This is a genomic window from Ruminococcus sp. 1001713B170207_170306_F1 (assembly GCF_015668065.1).
GTDB lineage: Bacteria > Bacillota > Clostridia > Lachnospirales > Lachnospiraceae > Blautia_A > Blautia_A faecis.
In genome coordinates, this window is sequence record NZ_JADPEX010000016.1 from 47665 (window position 1) to 64445 (window position 16781).

9 protein-coding genes are annotated in these 16781 nt (G+C 45.3%); all 9 read left to right on the plus strand.

Going from position 1 to position 16781, the window contains the following annotated elements:
* Window positions 1-52 precede the first annotated feature (52 nt).
* The 9 genes from larE (at window position 53) to I4V84_RS10935 (ending at window position 16668) form a co-directional block, all read left to right on the plus strand.
* Window positions 53-877 (plus strand): ATP-dependent sacrificial sulfur transferase LarE, encoded by an 825-nt coding sequence (gene larE, locus I4V84_RS10895; RefSeq protein ID WP_195408836.1) that lies wholly within the window; start codon window positions 53-55, stop codon window positions 875-877.
* Window positions 878-1123: 246 nt separating this feature from the next.
* Entirely contained in the window at window positions 1124-3019 is a 1896-nt protein-coding gene (locus I4V84_RS10900; protein ID WP_195991958.1) for a leucine-rich repeat domain-containing protein, read from the plus strand.
* A 320-nt stretch (window positions 3020-3339) separates the two neighbouring features.
* Window positions 3340-4797 (plus strand): extracellular solute-binding protein, encoded by a 1458-nt coding sequence (locus I4V84_RS10905; protein ID WP_118577925.1) that lies wholly within the window; start codon window positions 3340-3342, stop codon window positions 4795-4797.
* 58 nt (window positions 4798-4855) lie between these two features.
* Window positions 4856-8749: an ATP-binding protein gene (locus I4V84_RS10910; protein ID WP_195699273.1), complete on the plus strand. Its 3894-nt coding sequence runs from the start codon at window positions 4856-4858 to the stop codon at window positions 8747-8749.
* 117 nt (window positions 8750-8866) lie between these two features.
* Window positions 8867-11302 (plus strand): glycoside hydrolase family 3 C-terminal domain-containing protein, encoded by a 2436-nt coding sequence (locus I4V84_RS10915; RefSeq protein ID WP_195991960.1) that lies wholly within the window; start codon window positions 8867-8869, stop codon window positions 11300-11302.
* A gap of 187 nt (window positions 11303-11489) precedes the next feature.
* Window positions 11490-11993 carry a GtrA family protein gene (locus tag I4V84_RS10920; RefSeq protein ID WP_118577927.1) on the plus strand — a complete coding sequence of 168 codons (504 nt, stop codon included), beginning with the start codon at window positions 11490-11492 and terminating at the stop codon, window positions 11991-11993.
* 176 nt (window positions 11994-12169) lie between these two features.
* Window positions 12170-13564 (plus strand): trypsin-like peptidase domain-containing protein, encoded by a 1395-nt coding sequence (locus I4V84_RS10925; protein WP_195991962.1) that lies wholly within the window; start codon window positions 12170-12172, stop codon window positions 13562-13564.
* Between the two features lie 359 nt (window positions 13565-13923).
* Entirely contained in the window at window positions 13924-14652 is a 729-nt protein-coding gene (locus I4V84_RS10930; RefSeq protein WP_173718020.1) for an HAD family hydrolase, read from the plus strand.
* A gap of 3 nt (window positions 14653-14655) precedes the next feature.
* Window positions 14656-16668, plus strand: a complete 2013-nt coding sequence (locus tag I4V84_RS10935; RefSeq protein WP_195991964.1) for a diguanylate cyclase — start codon at window positions 14656-14658, stop codon at window positions 16666-16668.
* Window positions 16669-16781 lie beyond the last annotated feature (113 nt).

Sequence of the window (16781 nt, forward strand, 5' to 3'; positions counted from 1 at the left end):
GAAAGATGGAGCTGGGGAGAGACTAAATTTACCGCCGCAGGAGGATAATCATATGAGCGAAATCACTGCAACCAAAGAGCAGCAGAATAAATACGAAGCTTTAAAAGAATACTTACGCAGTCTGGGAAGTGTGGCTGTGGCTTTTTCAAGCGGGGTGGACTCTACGTTTCTTTTGAAAACAGCACACGATGTGCTGGGGGATAAATGTATCGCGATTACTGCCATGTCCTGTTCTTTCCCGAAGAGAGAACTGGAAGAGGCGAAGACCTTCTGTGAGAAGGAAGGAATCCGCCACATTACAGTAGAGTCTGAAGAACTGGAAATTGAGGGCTTCTGCCAGAACCCGACTAACCGTTGCTATATCTGCAAGAAAGAATTATTTGAGAAAATCTGGGACATTGCCACAAAAGAGGGGCTGAATGCAGTGGCAGAGGGTTCCAACATGGACGACAATGGTGATTACAGACCTGGTTTACAGGCTGTTGCAGAGCTGGGGGTGAAGAGCCCGCTGCGCCACAGCGAATTGTATAAAGCAGACATCCGTGCCCTGTCTAAAGATCTTGGCCTTCCCACCTGGGAGAAACAATCCTTCGCCTGTCTTTCTTCCCGTTTTGTATACGGTGAGACTATCACGAAGGAGAAACTTGGCATGGTAGACAAGGCAGAACAGCTGCTTCTGGATCTGGGATTTCATCAGCTTCGTGTGCGTATTCATGGTACATTGGCACGAATTGAAGTATTGCCAGATGAACTCCAGAAAGTCCTGGAGAACCGCAACCAGATCGTGAAAGCATTCAAAGAATACGGCTTCACATACGTGACCATGGATCTTCAGGGATACCGAATGGGAAGTATGAATGAGACATTGAAGAAATAGTTTTCGACTTATGAATTATCGTCTATACTATGCTGTTAGTTAATTGTTTTAAATGCTGTTTTGCTTTATCATTAAATTAATCGTCTGACAAATTTTGGGAGGGAGTATGCTGCGGGCTCATTTGCAGAATAGCAGGTTATCCATTTAGAGGAAGCGTTTATTGTTATGCAACAGATATTAATGGAAAAATCTTTGCCTCTGGAGTGTGTTTGAAAGGACGAAAAAAAGAATAGCGAGGTAAAGCGTATGAGAAACAGACGACTGGCATTGGCTGCAGCATTGCTGCTGGCAATCACAAGTGCAGACGGAGCAGCACTGGCAGTAAGTGGAGCTGATTTTTCTTCTGAGGAAGTAGCAGAAGCAGTTTTTGACGAAGTGGAGAATGAGGGTCTGGATAATCAGGATGAGGTTCAGGAACAGGTTCAGACTCCGGAGATGGATCAGGTGGAGGAACAGTCATCCGAGGATTCATTCTCAGATGCGTCTGGCATGGAAGCAGCTGCAGAATGGCAGAATGAGGAAGCGGCAACAGCAGACGAAGCCCTGGTTTTTTCAGATGGAGAAGACATAGGAATTACCTATACCTTGTCAGATGATGGGAAACTGGTAATTTCCGGAACTGGAAGCATAGCAGATGATGCATTTGCTGGCAATACTAAGATAACAAGTGTGGTTATCTCAGAAGGAGTGACCGGCATTGGTTCCCGCGCATTTACTGGCTGCACCAATCTGACAAGTGTGACAATTCCAGAAGGCGTAACCGTCATAGATGGTATGACCTTTGGCAATTGCACCAGTCTGACAAGCGTAACCATTCCGGGAACGGTAACCTCTATAGAAGTTCAGGCATTCTGGAAGTGCAGCAGTTTGACAAGCATAACTATTCCTGCAAGCGTAACGAGCATTGGAAGCGGTGTATTTCAGGGGTGTACCAGTCTGACAAGTGTAAAGCTTTCAGAGGGCCTGACCAGAATTGGAGATCAGACTTTTGGCAGATGTAATGCGTTAGAAACCATAGAAATCCCGGCAAGTTTGACATCTATAGGAAATGATGCGTTTAAAAACTGTGCCAAGCTGAGAAGTATCCGCTGCTATGCAAATAGCAGCACGTGGCAGCCCAGATACATTTGTGATTCAAATACAACCGTATATTACAGTTACAATCCGAACCATACCCATTCCTACAAGTCACATGTGATAAAAATGAGTGGCTGTACCTATTCGGGATCTGAAGAAGAAATCTGTGAATTTTGCGGTGATTACTATACAAAAGAAACACCGGCACTTGGTCATGACTGGAACCGTGGGGAAACAACAGAAGATGCTTCCTGTGAAAGTGACGGAGAAAAAACTTATACCTGCAGAAGATGTGGTGACAAAAAGAAAGAGACAATTCCAGCAACCGGACATAGCTGGGTAAGGTCATGGCATGAAGATGCAACCTGTACAGATGACGGAGTCGATGAATACACCTGCAGATATTGCGATACGGAAAAGAGAACTACAATAAAAGCAACCGGACATAAATTTTCTGCATGGGCAGTAACACAGGAAGCAACTGTGGATGAGGAAGAAGTCCAGACACGTACCTGCAGTGCATGCGGTGAGCAGGAAACAAAAATTACCCGGGACAGACTGCAGCCAACAATGAAATTGAATCAGTCCAGTATTGTGCTGAAGACCGGACAGAAGACGAAGTGTCTGAAAGTAACCGGGCTTGCAAAGGGAGATTTCATTTCCACCTGGAGTACGGATAACTGGAGTATTGCAGATGTATCTGTTAGTTCAGATGGAACCTGTAACATTACCGCCGGTAAAACTACAGGCAAAACCCGTATTCACATATACCTGAACAGCGGATATGAAAAGTCTGTTACCGTAAAAGTCCAGAAAACCGCTGTAAAAACCACAAAGATCAAAGGTGTGCCGAAAACACTGAAATTAAATAAAAATCAGAAATATTCCCTGAAACCGGTTTTAAAACCAGTAACAAGCAAAGAAAAAATCACCTACAAATCCAGCTCCTCCAAGGTGGTAAAGGTAGATTCCAAGGGCAGAATTACTGCAAAGAAAAAAGGAACAGCCGTAATTACGGTGAAAGCAGGGAAGAAAACAGTTAAGTGTAAGGTGACTGTGAAATAACGTATATTTTGAAAGGACAGGAATGAAATATTTTCTGTCCTTTTTCATGAATATTTATTGATTCTTTTTCTCACATTTCCTATAATAAGCCTATGTGTTATAAATTTACCCATGTGACATGTAAAAACGCCGGAAAGGATATTGTATCCCATAGAAGTCAGCGATGCATTTTACCTGTTGCAGGGGCTTTTTGTTTTGAAGATTTGGGATTTCAAACACGCTCTGGTCTGCCATGGCAGCAGGTCTTTGGACAGTGTTGCAGACAGAAGTATATATTGAGTTAAGCTGCGGTATCAGGTGCCGTGAGGGAGTAAAAGAGTATGAAGAAAAAATGTGTGGCAATGATGTTAATCGCAATAATGACCGCATCTTTAGCTGGTTGTGGAAGCAGCAAGGACGGAAGCGGTAAATCTGTAAAGCTGGATTCGGATCACCCGGTGTCCCTGACGATCTGGCATTATTACAACGGTGCCCAACAGGCAATGTTTGACACCCTTGTAAAGGAATTTAACGCCTCCGTTGGAAAAGAGGAGGGTATCTACGTGGAGAGCTACAGTCAGGGTTCCGTATCCGACCTTGAGGAAGCAGTCAACAGCTCTTTGAACGGAGAAGTAGGAGCAGAAGAACTGCCGGATATTTTTTCTTCCTATTCTGATACTGCTTACGCAGTACAGCAGCAGGATAAGCTGGCAGACCTTTCCGTGTATTTTACAGAAGATGAGCTGTCCAGGTATGTAGATTCCTACATCCAGGAGGGCTATTTTAACCAGGATGGCGCTTTATATCTTTTCCCGGTTGCCAAATCCACAGAGATCACCATGATCAATAAGACTGACTGGGAGCCTTTTGCAGAAGCCACTGGAACTACAGTGGAGGAACTTGCCACTACAGAAGGTATTACAGAGGTTGCACAGCGCTACTATGAGTGGACGGATGAGCAGACCCCGGATGTGCCGGACGATGGAAAAGCATTCTACGGCAGAGACTCCATGTCCAACTATTTTATCATTGGCATGAAGCAGATGGGAAAGGAAATTTTCCAGGTGAAAGATGGAAAAATGACCTTAAACACAGATGAAGATTTGATCCGCCGCCTTTGGGATAATTACTATGTACCATATATGAAGGGCTATTTCGCATCTCTTGGAAAATTCCGTTCCGATGATGTGAAGACAGGAGATATTCTTGCATACACGGGCTCCACATCTTCTGCCGTATACTTTCCGGATACCGTGGAAATAGGGAATAAAAGCTATCCGATCGATTATATCGTATGTGATTCTCCGGTTATGGAGGGCGGCGAGAACATAAAAGTTCAGCAAGGTGCCGGAATGGCAGTGACCAAGTCTGATGAGGAACATGAGTATGCTGCAAGTGTATTCCTGAAATGGTTCACACAGAAGAACCAGAACCTGCGCTTTGTATGCGAATCCTCCTATATGCCGGTTCTGAAAGAAGCCAACAGCGTAGACGCACTGGATTCCGTTATTAAAGAGAATAATATAGAAGTCAACCAGAAGGTTTACGATTGTTTTACAACGGAAATGGAAGACTTTGATAAAACAAGTTTCTATACAATTGGAGCCTTTGACAATAGCTACAGTGCCCGTAAGATCCTGGATTATTCTCTGGCTGACAAGGCAAAGGCTGATAAAGATGCCATGGACGCTGCAATCGCAGACGGAGAGAGCCGGGAAGAGGCTCTTGCACAGTATCTGACAGATGAGAATTTCCAGAGCTGGTATACAGAATTCTGCCATAGCCTGGAGTGTATTTGAAAAAACATTCAAAGTGTTTTTTTAGACAGATTCTGGACATAAGGAGGTGAGGAAGGCTGTGAAGAAAAAGAAATCTCTTTGGAATATATTTCTGATTCCTATACTGATCATTGTGTTTGTACAGGGTGCAGTCCCATTCCTGACATTGATTTTCAGCGGAATCCGCTCAAACATGGAGAATGCGGTTATCGGTCTGGACAGTCATACGGTGGAGAACCGTAAGGTGGTTCTGGAGAACGATATGATCGAGCAGTGGAGCAGCGTGTACAAGGAAAGTGACAGTCTGTCCTCTGCGCTGACAAAGGTATTGAGCAATCATCAGATGGATATGCAGGGCTTCATGGGCTCAGGGAAAGTTCAGGAGGAATATCTGGAAACGGTTTTTTATGATATGGTGGAGGTTTTGCAGTACAATTCCACTTCTGGAATTTTTCTGGTTCTGGGAAATGACGGTGATACAGATTCGGAAGGGGAATACAAAGGCTTCTGGGTGAGAGACTCAGATCCCCAGACCAAAACGGCTTCCCGCACGGACCTGCTGATGGAGCGTGGAAGTAAGGTACTGTCGCAGAATATGTCCATTTCACTGGATACTTCCTGGCATACAGATTTCCACTTCCAGGGCAATGGGAAAAGAGATGCCGATGACTTTTTTTACCAGCCATATATAACAGCAGAAAATTACGTTGATTCCCGCACCAGTATGAAAAATCTGGGCTATTGGTCGAAGCCGTTTATTCTGGAAGATTTCTATAAGGATAACCATAAGATGATCACATATTCGGCACCTCTTGTTTATGATAAAACCGTTTACGGTGTGCTTGGAATTGAAGTGGGAGTGAATGATCTGACCAAATTTTTTCAGGTAAAAGATCTGGATTCCGATCTGAATGCAGGATTTGCCCTTGTGGTAGACCATGGAAATGGAAATTATGAGGGAATTGCCGGTGAGGGTGCGCTGTATGATGCAGTTTCCCGGGACGGAAGTGACTTTGTTCTGGAGGAGCCGGTGCAGGAGAATTTGCGGCTGGTACAGGGGGCTGCCATTGGGAAACAGCAGATTTACGGACTTGTGAGCAATCTGGAGCTGTACAGCAGAAATGTGCCGTATGAAGATACGCAGTGGGCATTGTGCGGTTTTGTTACAGAGGATTCTGTGTATGGATTGATTTCCGATGTTTATGAGAGAATTCTGGGAGCGATTCTGGGAAGTGCCCTGATGGCGGTTATTCTGGTTTATTTTCTTGTCCAGTATGCGACGGAACCGGTTTACCATCTGGTGGAGAGTGTACGAGGCGGAGTGAAGGGAATTCACGGTTTTCAGGAGTCAGGTATTCAGGAGCTTGATGAGCTCCATAAAGTGATAGAGAATCTGACGGATACCCAGATGCAGACAGAGAATCAGCTTCTGGAGGAAAAGGAGCGCTATCGGATTGCGGTAGAAAGTTCCCAGGATGCCTTTTTTACCTACAAATGTAAGGAAAAACTGCTGGAAATAGTTAACAGTAAAGGCAATGACGGTGTATGGGACTGCGGAAAGCATCCGGAATTTCTTGATAATGACAGTATCCATCCGGCAGATAAGGCAAAGCTGGTGAACGCAGTAAAAAGCTCAGACGGCGTTCTGGATGTTGACTTTCGTCTGCAGCATGCCAATGGAGAATTTCAGTGGGTAAATCTATCCGGAAGCATTACTTTTGATGAGAATAAAGAGCGCAGCAGGGTCGTTGGCTGTATTCACAATGTGCATCAGCACAAGCTTCTGGAGCAGGCGCAGAAAAGAAAGCAGATTTATGACTCCATTACCTCTTTTTACCGCCTTGGAAGCGGACTGGAAGTTGTGGAAACACTGTGTCGGGATGACCCGGAAGGGGTACTGGTACTTCTGGAAATCCAGCAGTTTTCCAAAATCGATGAGCGCTATGGCCTGATCTTCGGAGATATTATTCTGGAGCAGTTTGCCGGTCTGCTGGCGAAGCGCTTCCAGGAGGACGGTTTAAACGGTGGTATTTATATCAGGGCTGGTGCAGACCAGATGCTGGTATGGCTGCCGGTATGTACGACCGGACCGATCGTGAGAAGTGTGCAGGGACTGGAAAAGGAGTTTGGGGCGCTTACAGATGAGAAGCATCTGTCCCTTTCCCTGAAATGTGGAATCGCAGTTACAGGCAGCAGAAATTCGCTGTCTGAGGCACTTGAACAGACGAAGACTGCTCTTACAGCTGCACGTCATGGAAAGCAGGAAATCATGTTCTATGAGGAGCTTTCAACGGTGGAAAAAGCCTGTGCGGTTGATGTGGCATTTGCGGAGGTGGCTTCTCTGGAACGTCTGAAGGAAATGACACTTTCCTCTATAGCTCTGAACCTGTTTGACAGAGATGGTGATACTTCTGTGGTTCTGGATATTCTGGCGTTGAAGCTGCAGGAGAAATACCATCTGACAGACATTGTGATCACCCATTTCAACGGGGAATATATGGTAAATAACCTGCTGTACTGCTGGAAAACCTGGGAGAAAAAGGATGGCTGGGACGGTATGGTCCACTGTTCTGAGAAGCAATACCAGCACTTTGTGGAGACACAGGAAATGCAGCAGCTTCTGACTTCCGGGGAAAGCATATGGAAAGAGCCGCTGATTCAGCCTTTTGCTTCAGGCAGAAACGATATTGTATTCCATATGACAGATAACGGACAGTATTCCGGAAGTATTGTATTCCGGGACATTGACCAGGATGTTCTGGAGAAAAAAGAAGAGTGTAAGTGTCTGGAAGAAATCAGCGCAATTATTCAAAACCGGTTGAATCTGGAGCGTCACGATCTTTCTGCCAAGGCGAAATCGGATTTCCTGGCCCGTATGTCTCATGAGATCCGTACTCCTATGAACGGTATTATAGGTATGACGGAGATTGCATTGAAAGATGGACAGACTGAGGAGCGGCGGATCGACTGTCTGAGAAAAATCGAGTACTCCTCGGAATATCTGCTTGGACTTATCAACGATATTCTGGATATGTCCAAGATTGAGAGCGGAAAGATGAGGCTGATCGAAGAAAAATGCAATCTCATGGAGATGATACAGGGACTTCGTCCTTTGCTGGAAGCGAAGCTGAACGAAAATAACATTCAGTATATAGCAGATATCCAGCTGAAAAACCATTGGTTTATGGCAGATTCCCTGCGGCTGAACCAGGTTCTGGTAAATCTTCTGGGAAATGCGCTGAAGTATTCCAGACCAGATGGACATGTGTGGCTGACCGTTCGCGAGACAGAAGAAGAGAAAGGCTTTTCCAATCTGTATTTTCAGGTCAGGGATGATGGAATTGGAATTGCACCTGAGAAACAGCAGCTTATTTTCCGGCAGTTTGAGCAGGCGGATAATTCTGAAAATGCAAGAAAACAGGGCACTGGTCTTGGTCTTGCCATCAGCAGAAGAATTGTGCGGATGATGGATTCCGATATTAAGTTGGAAAGTGAGCCTGGTAAGGGAAGCAGCTTCAGCTTTAACGTGAAGCTTCAGCCGGTAAGCGGAGAGAAGACTACGGTCACCAGCCAGCCGGAGGAGATCAGCTTCCCGGGAAAAAGAATCCTGGTGGTTGAGGATAATGAGCTGAATATGGAAATTATCTGTACTATCCTTGAAAATTACGGAATTAAAACCGAGCAGGCAGTTAACGGAAAAGAAGCTGTGCGGCGCATGGAAGAATCCGTTCCCGGATATTACGATATGATCTTTATGGATATTATGATGCCGGAAATGGACGGACTGGAAGCAACCCGGACTATCCGGAATCTGGATCGTGAGGATTGCAAAAAGATTCCGATTTACGCAATGAGCGCCAACGCTTTCGACGAGGATGTGAAACGTTCCCTGGCAAGCGGTATGAACGGACATCTTTCCAAGCCTGTGAATCTGCAGGTGCTGGAGAAAACGCTGCAGAAAGTGCTGGGATAAAAATAAATGGTTTTTTAATGCATCTTGTGCAATATATTGACAGTTTGTGATAACCCCGTCTTTTACAGACGGGGTTATGTTATATTTATGGCAACATAGAAGGGAGCGATCACAAGCATGAAATATCAGAATATCATAGATAACATGACCCTGAAGGAAAAAGCCGCATTCCTCAGCGGAAAAAGCGAGTGGCAGACAAGAGATTTCCCGCGTCTGGATATCCCGGCGATTTTCTGTTCAGACGGACCGAATGGTGTGCGTAAACAGGCAGGAGCAGGAGATCATCTGGGAATCAATCCAGCAGTACCGGCAACCTGTTTTCCTACAGCGGCAGCTATGGCAAACAGCTGGGATGAAGAGCTGGAGCAGAGGGTAGGCGTTGCCCTTGGTGAAGAATCCATGGAAGAAGACGTAAACGTTCTTCTTGGACCTGGACTGAACATTAAGAGAAATCCTCTCTGTGGACGTAACTTCGAGTATTTTTCCGAGGATCCCTATCTTTCCGGAAAAATGGCAGCTGCTTTTATCCGCGGTGTGCAGAGCACAGGAGCAGCAGCCTGTGCAAAACATTTCGCTGTAAACAGCCAGGAACTTCGCCGTATGGCAATGAATGCGGTGGTAGATGAGAGAACTCTCCGTGAAATCTACCTCACCGGTTTTGAGATTGCCATCAAAGAGGGTGGCGCGAAAACGGTTATGAGCAGCTACAACGAGGTAAACGGTGTTTACGCCAACGAAAACGAGCATCTGCTGAAAGACATTCTCCGCGATGAGTGGGGCTTCGAAGGCTCTGTTATCACTGACTGGGGCGCTTCTAACGACCATTCTCTCGGTGTAAAGAACGGTTCCACTCTGGAAATGCCGACTCCGGGACTTGATGCGGCAAGAGAGCTTCTTGCCAGCGTAGAAAGCGGCAAGATCAGTGAGAAGGACATCGACGAGCGCGTAGACGAGCTTCTTGATCTGGTACTTACTACCACCGAGAATGCAAAGCATTATAAAAAAGTGGCGGACAAGAAAGCCCTTCATGAGGAGCACCACAAGCTGGCACGTCTTGCCTGCGAGAACAGTGCAGTTCTTCTGAAAAATGAGGACGGAATCCTTCCGGTTGGAGCGAAGGTTCAGGCAGCCATAATCGGTGACTTCGCTTTTGACCCAAGATACCAGGGCGCAGGTTCTTCCATGGTAAATTCCACAAAAGTAGATTCCATCAAGGACATGCTGGAGACCAGCGGAATCTCTGTGACTGGAATTGTACGCGGTTATCAGCGCGATGGCAAGGAAGACGAAGCTATGAAAAAAGAGGCCGTAGATCTTGCCCGCCGTTCTGATGTGGTTCTGTTTTTCTTCGGATTGAACGAGAAAAGCGAGACAGAAGGTCTTGACCGCAAGCATCTCCGCATTCCGCAGAACCAGATCAACCTGATCCAGGAGCTGGCAAAAGCCAACGCAAACATGATTGGTATCATCAGTGCAGGTTCTGTTATTGAAATGCCATGGCACCATCATTTCAAAGCCCTGCTTCACACCGCTCTCATGGGTCAGGCAGGTGCAGGTGCAGTGCTTGATATTCTTTCCGGTAAAGTCAACCCATCCGGAAAGCTTGCTGAAACTTACATTAAGAAATATGAGGATACTCCTTCTTACAATTACTATCCGTCACAGGAGCGGAACTCTGAGTACAGAGAGGGAATTTACGTAGGATACCGCTACTTCGACACCGCAGGTGTGCCGGTAAACTATCCATTTGGATATGGTCTTTCCTACACTACATTTGAATATGACAATCTTCAGGTGAAGCCGGATGGGGCGACGTTTACCCTTCGCAACACCGGAAAGTATGATGGTGCAGAGATTGCCCAGCTTTATGTAGGACTTCCGGGAGCAAAAGTTTTCCGCCCGGTCAAGGAGCTGAAAGGCTTTTCCAAGGTGTTCTTAAAGGCAGGCGAGGAGAAAACCGTTACCATTAAGTTCGACGACAAGACATTCCGTTACTGGAATATGAAGACAAATAAATGGGAAGTAGAAGGCGGCGTTTACAGCATTATGATCGGTGCAAGCTGTGCGGATATCCGTCTTCAGGATTCTCTTGCCATTATCGGAACCACTGAGGTAATGCCATACTATACTAACCGCATTTCTTCTTACGTGGAGGGAAAAATCCAGCAGGTCGGAAATGAGGAGTACGAGACGATCCTGGGCCATTCCATTCCGGACGGAAGTTGGAGCGGCGAGCTTGGCATGAACGATGCCCTTTGCCAGATGTATTACGCAAAGAGCGGAATTGCCCGCTTCATCTGTAAGAAGCTGGGCGAAAAGTTGAAAAAGAGCGAGGCAGCGGGAATTCCGGATCTCAACACCTTGTTCCAGTATAACATGCCATTCCGTGCAATCGCTAAGATGACAGGCGGTATGGTTTCCATGGAAATGGTAGAGGGACTTCTAAAGGTTGTAAACGGTCATTTCAGCGGACTTGGAAAAGTAATCAGCGGATTTTTCAGAAACCAGAAGCTGAACAAGCAGTATGAGAAAGATCTGGAAGAGCAGAAGTAAAACAAGTAAGCCCCACGCCCCGGGTAAATACAACAGCAGGGCAGGGAATGTGAGAGAAGCATAAAAAACAACTTGATTTTTACGCTTCACATAAAAGAGATGTTTAGCCGTGGTGCTTAATAGAATGGTTAAATGTCAAAAGAAACAGGAAAATATTTAGAAGTATAAAGGTAAGAGAGGTATCGTCATGGGAAAAATCAAACAGTTAATCGAAGATCACCCAAACATCTGGGAGTTTATTAAATTTAACGTATTATCCAACTGCGCAACTATTACAAACTTCATTATCATGTGGCTGTGCACTGGTTTTATTTTCAAAAGCTTTGCAAATACACCATTTAAGTTTCTGGTGTTCAATTACGCAGATAATATCGAGTCCAATCTTGGTTTATGTGGATTTTTAAGCTTTTTGGTTGCAACTGCAGCAGCTCAGACCGTAAACTTCTTTGTACAGAAGAATCTGGTTTTCAAATCCAATGCAGCGTTTGAGAAGGCTGTACCGAAATACATTGTACTTGCAGTTGTGCTGGTGCTTGTATCCGCAGCACTTCCGGCTTACAGCCAGAGCTTTTTCGTAAACATCGGTATTTCCGAAGCACTTGCACCTACACTCGCAAATGTTCTGAACATTCTGGTTCAGGTAGTTCTCAGCTACCCGACCATGAAATTCTGGATCATGCCGAACAAATAAAGATGATTGTTCTTTACCCGGATTGCCTTGCAGTCCGGGTTTTTTAATGCTAATATTAAAAGGCGGAATTTAACAATTTAAACACATTTTTCCCACAAAGAGAACACAAATTGTCTCTATACTGTGAACTATCAAATGAAGAGAACATAAAGGAGTTTCTAAAGGAGGCTTTTATCATGAAGAATAGAAATGAAGAATTAAAGAGAAAACTTAAAAAGGCAGCAAGCATTAGTCTTTGCGCAGTACTGGCAGGCGGCCTTGCAGCAGGGACATATACAGGAGTTAACTATCTGACAGGCTATGAGCAGAACGTACAGGCAGCAAGCGAAGGTAAAGTTGAGCTGCTGAAATCCGAGAAGAAATCGGATGATTCCCAGGATGACAGCAAAGATGAGAGTACAGCAAAGGGTAGCCTTGATGTATCTGATATTGTAGAAGAGGCAATGCCAAGTATCGTTTCCATTACAACCAAATCTGTAGAAGAGGTTCAGAACTACTACGGAATGTTTGGTCAGTACGGTGCTTACTCTCCTGAGCAGAGAGAAGTACAGGGAAGCGGTTCCGGTATTATCATTGGTAAGAACGATTCCGAGCTTCTGATCGCAACCAACTATCATGTAGTAGAAGGTGCGGAGACTTTATCTGTTGGCTTCTGTGACAGCACAGCATGTGAGGCTAAGGTAAAAGGTTATGACAGCGAGAGGGATCTTGCAGTTGTAGCAGTTTCCCTGGATGATATTGACAGCGATACAATGGATGCCATTACGATTGCAACTATCGGTAATTCCGATGACCTGAAGGTTGGTGCACAGGTTGTTGCAATTGGTAACGCACTTGGTTATGGTCAGTCCGTAACAACCGGTATTGTAAGCGCCAAGAACCGTCAGCTGAATTCTGATGATACAGTCGGCGATTATGACAGCGACAGCAATTCCGCTACAAACCTGATCCAGACAGATGCAGCAATCAACCCAGGCAACAGCGGTGGTGCTCTTCTGAACATGAACGGTGAGGTTGTTGGTATCAACTCTGCAAAGCTTGCTTCCACAGCGGTTGAGGGTATCGGTTATGCAATTGCAATTTCTGATGTAACAGATACGCTGGAGAGCCTGATGAATGAGGAGACCAGAGATAAAGTTGATAACCACGGTGTTCTGGGAATCACAGCTCAGAGTGTTGACAGTGCAGTAAGTGAAGCATACGGTGTTCCGGAAGGCGTTCTTGTAAGAGACGTAACAGAAGGCGGTGCAGCTGATGAGGCTGGTATTGAAGCAAAATCCATCATTACAAAATTTGCAGGCAAGGTTGTTACGACCAAGGAACAGCTGGTTGATTTCCTTTCCTACTACGAGCCTGGTGAGGATGTAGAGCTTACCATTGAGGTTCCGGATGGAAAAGGTTACAAAGAAGAGACAGTAACTGTAACTCTTGGCGAGAACACAAATACACAGAGTACGGATTCCAAGGACAACGGTGACGGTCAGGGAAGCAGCCAGGATGATAATCTTCTGGAAGACTGGGAGAATAACGAAGGCGGCTCAGGTCTCCAGTACGGCGAGGGCTGGAATTAAACACTTGGGCGAATACGCTCTAGTAAGGCATACAGATTGCCGGAATGCTTTTTAGACACGCTCTAAGGCAGGAGAACCGGGATTGATTCAGCCACGGAAATGTAAATAATAGAATGAGAGAGGTTCATCTGTAAAAAAGGTGAACCTCTTTTTTCGGGCAAAATTTCCCACAAAGCGAGGCATGCCGGTTGCGAAACAGATTTTTCAAATATACTCTGCTTTGAAATAGTTAGAAAACACATAGAAAACTGAATAATAGATTGCGTAGCCTACCTTAAAAAGGTATAATTATTTTATTGTCTGCAGACTGCGGCATAATATTTTTTAGAGTTATACGAAAAAGGAAAAGAGTCAGCAAAATGAACAACGAAAGATTTCTGGTTTTCGATATAGATGATACCTTATACAGCCAGATGGAGCCGTTGCTTACAGCCTGTGAGTTCAGTCTGGGCAGGAAGCTTCCGGATCCGGAGCTGTTTTACCGGATTTTCGGGAAAAGAAGCGCTGAAATGTTTCTGTTCAGCGAGAGTGGACAGGTTTCCATTCATGAATCCCGGATTTACAGAATTGAAAATACTATGAAAGACCTGGGAATTCCCTTTACCAGAGAGCAGGCAGAGCTCTTCCAGAAGAGATATAAAGAGAATCAGTCCCATCTTCATGTTTCAGGGGTAATGACACAACTGCTGGACGAATGCGAAGCTGCCGGAGTGAAAATGGGCGTGATCACTAACGGACCTTTTTCCCATCAGGTTCAGAAGTTTCACACATTGGGACTTGATAAATGGTTTACAGAGGATCAGCTGATCGTGTCTGCAGGCGTGGGCGTGGCCAAGCCGGATGTGCAGATTTTCCGCATGGCAGAAGAAAAATGGGGAATGAAGCCGGAGAATACTTTTATGATCGGGGATTCTCTGGAGAATGACATTGCAGGTGCAAAAAATGCCGGATGGAAGACCATCTGGATGAACCATCACCGTTATACGGTTCCGGAAGGTATGGAAAAACCAGATTATATTGCATATACAGAGGAAGAGTTGAGAAAGCTTATTGTCCAAATATGCTTTACAACGAAGAAGGATGGATAAAGTATGGTATCAGATTACAAAATCACCATGGAGCAGGCAGAATACGAGATGGTCTGTTACCGTAGGGTTTTTAACTTTGTAAGGCTTCTTGACCAGGAAAAACTGGAGAAATTGAATGCAGAAGGTCTGTTGGCAGCAGAGGGCGGACAGACAAAAAAAGCAGATTTGTGCATAGGACATTTTTGCCAGGGCTGTGTGGCAATGGAAGCCTTTTTACGGAAGGCAGAGCTGTGCAAGCTGGAATTTATTGGAGATGACATTTATCAGATCATGGCTAAATATCTGGAAATTGACGGTAATCCTTATGTAATGGAGCTTTTGAAGAAAATGGACAAAAGCAGCCTGATCGACCGGAAAGATCATGAGCGCCTGATCAGCAGCCTTACCGGATATAACGAGAGACTGTATCAGGATGTTCTTACGAAGGCATACAACAGACGTTATTATGAAGAAGAATTGAAGTCCAAGATGGGACCGGCTGGAATTGCCATGATCGATCTGGACGATTTTAAGCTTTATAACGACACATATGGACATAATGCCGGGGATATGGCACTGACTGTTGTTGCAGAAACCATATGCAAGCATATCCGTAAGGATGATATTCTGATCCGCTATGGAGGGGATGAGTTTCTTCTGGTGCTTCCCGGAGTAACAGAAGTGAAATTTGCCGAAAGACTGCAGGAAATCCATGATAAGATTCATCTGGCTGCGGTGCCGGGATATGCAGGAATTCAGCTTTCTGTGAGTATTGGAGGAACAATTGCCGGGGCAGATGAAACGATCGGAAGTGTGGTAGGAAGAGCTGACCGCTTTATGTACCAGGCGAAAACCCGTAAGAATCTGGTGGTAACCGAGTCTAATGAGATAAAAGATGGAAATGCAGATGGCGCAGAGGTTAATCGTGATGAGCTGAAACAGCAGATTCTGATCGTGGATGATGCTGAGCTGAACCGTGATATTCTTGCGGAGATTCTGCACCATGATTTTAAGACTATGGAAGTAAGCAATGGGGAGGAATGTCTCTCCGTGCTTCGGGAGTATGGTGCAGGAATCTCACTGGTGTTGCTTGATATTGTAATGCCTGGCATGGACGGCTTTGCAGTTCTTGAGGAGATGAACCGGAATCATTGGATCGAGGACATTCCGGTCATCATGATCTCCAGTGAGGAGACAGAATCATATATACGCCGGGCGTATGAAATGGGAGTTTCAGACTATATCAGCCGCCCGTTTGATGCCAGGGTTGTTTACCGGCGTGTATATAATACTATTAAATTATACGCAAAACAGAGGCGCCTAATCACACTTGTAACGGATCAAATTCGCGAAAAAGAAAAAAATAGTCAAATTTTGATAGATATTCTCAGCCATATCGTAGAATTTCGTAATGGAGAGAGCGGTCAGCACGTTCAGCACATAAAGATGTTGACCGGATTTCTGTTGGACAGACTGATGCAGAAAACAGATAAATATGATCTGAAATGGTCTGACCAGTACATGATCACAATTGCATCTGCCCTTCACGATATTGGTAAAGTGGGAATCGACGAGAAGATTTTGAATAAACCAGGCAGACTGACAAATGAAGAGTTTGAGGAAATGAAGAAGCATACCCTGATCGGTGCTTCCATGCTGAAGAGCCTGGGTGTTTATCAGAATGAAGAGCTTGTGAAGGTGGCTTACCAGATCTGCAGATGGCACCACGAGCGCTATAACGGCAAGGGCTATCCGGATGGTCTGAAGGGGGAAGAAATTCCGATTGCAGCCCAGGTGGTTTCTGTTGCGGATGTATATGATGCACTGACAAGCGAGCGTGTTTATAAGAAAGCATTTTCCCATGAGAAGGCTATGGAGATGATCCTGGCTGGTGAGTGCGGAACCTTCAATCCGCTGCTGCTGGAGTGCTTGCAGGATATTCAGGGCAGAATCCAGGGGGAAATGAAGCGGGCAGAAGAGCAGCCTATGCTTGTGCAGAACTCTTATGTGGGGAAGATGATCGAGACGGTGCAGTAGCCAGGGCTTATTATAATGTAATATATTGAGGTATTGTTCGACGAATTATTATGGGTAAAAATCGTGAACAGCAGCATTTGCAGGTCGGGGGACCTGCGGGAGTGGGGGTAAGT

Excerpts from the sequence above, each read along its gene's own strand:
- I4V84_RS10920 (WP_118577927.1), top strand. The coding sequence starts at position 11,490 with ATGGGAAAAATCAAACAGTTAATCGAAGATCACCCAAACATCTGGGAG.
- I4V84_RS10905 (WP_118577925.1), top strand. The coding sequence starts at position 3,340 with ATGAAGAAAAAATGTGTGGCAATGATGTTAATCGCAATAATGACCGCA.
- I4V84_RS10900 (WP_195991958.1), top strand. The coding sequence starts at position 1,124 with ATGAGAAACAGACGACTGGCATTGGCTGCAGCATTGCTGCTGGCAATC.
- I4V84_RS10925 (WP_195991962.1), top strand. The coding sequence starts at position 12,170 with ATGAAGAATAGAAATGAAGAATTAAAGAGAAAACTTAAAAAGGCAGCA.
- I4V84_RS10915 (WP_195991960.1), top strand. The coding sequence starts at position 8,867 with ATGAAATATCAGAATATCATAGATAACATGACCCTGAAGGAAAAAGCC.
- larE (WP_195408836.1), top strand. The coding sequence starts at position 53 with ATGAGCGAAATCACTGCAACCAAAGAGCAGCAGAATAAATACGAAGCT.
- I4V84_RS10935 (WP_195991964.1), top strand. The coding sequence starts at position 14,656 with ATGGTATCAGATTACAAAATCACCATGGAGCAGGCAGAATACGAGATG.
- I4V84_RS10930 (WP_173718020.1), top strand. The coding sequence starts at position 13,924 with ATGAACAACGAAAGATTTCTGGTTTTCGATATAGATGATACCTTATAC.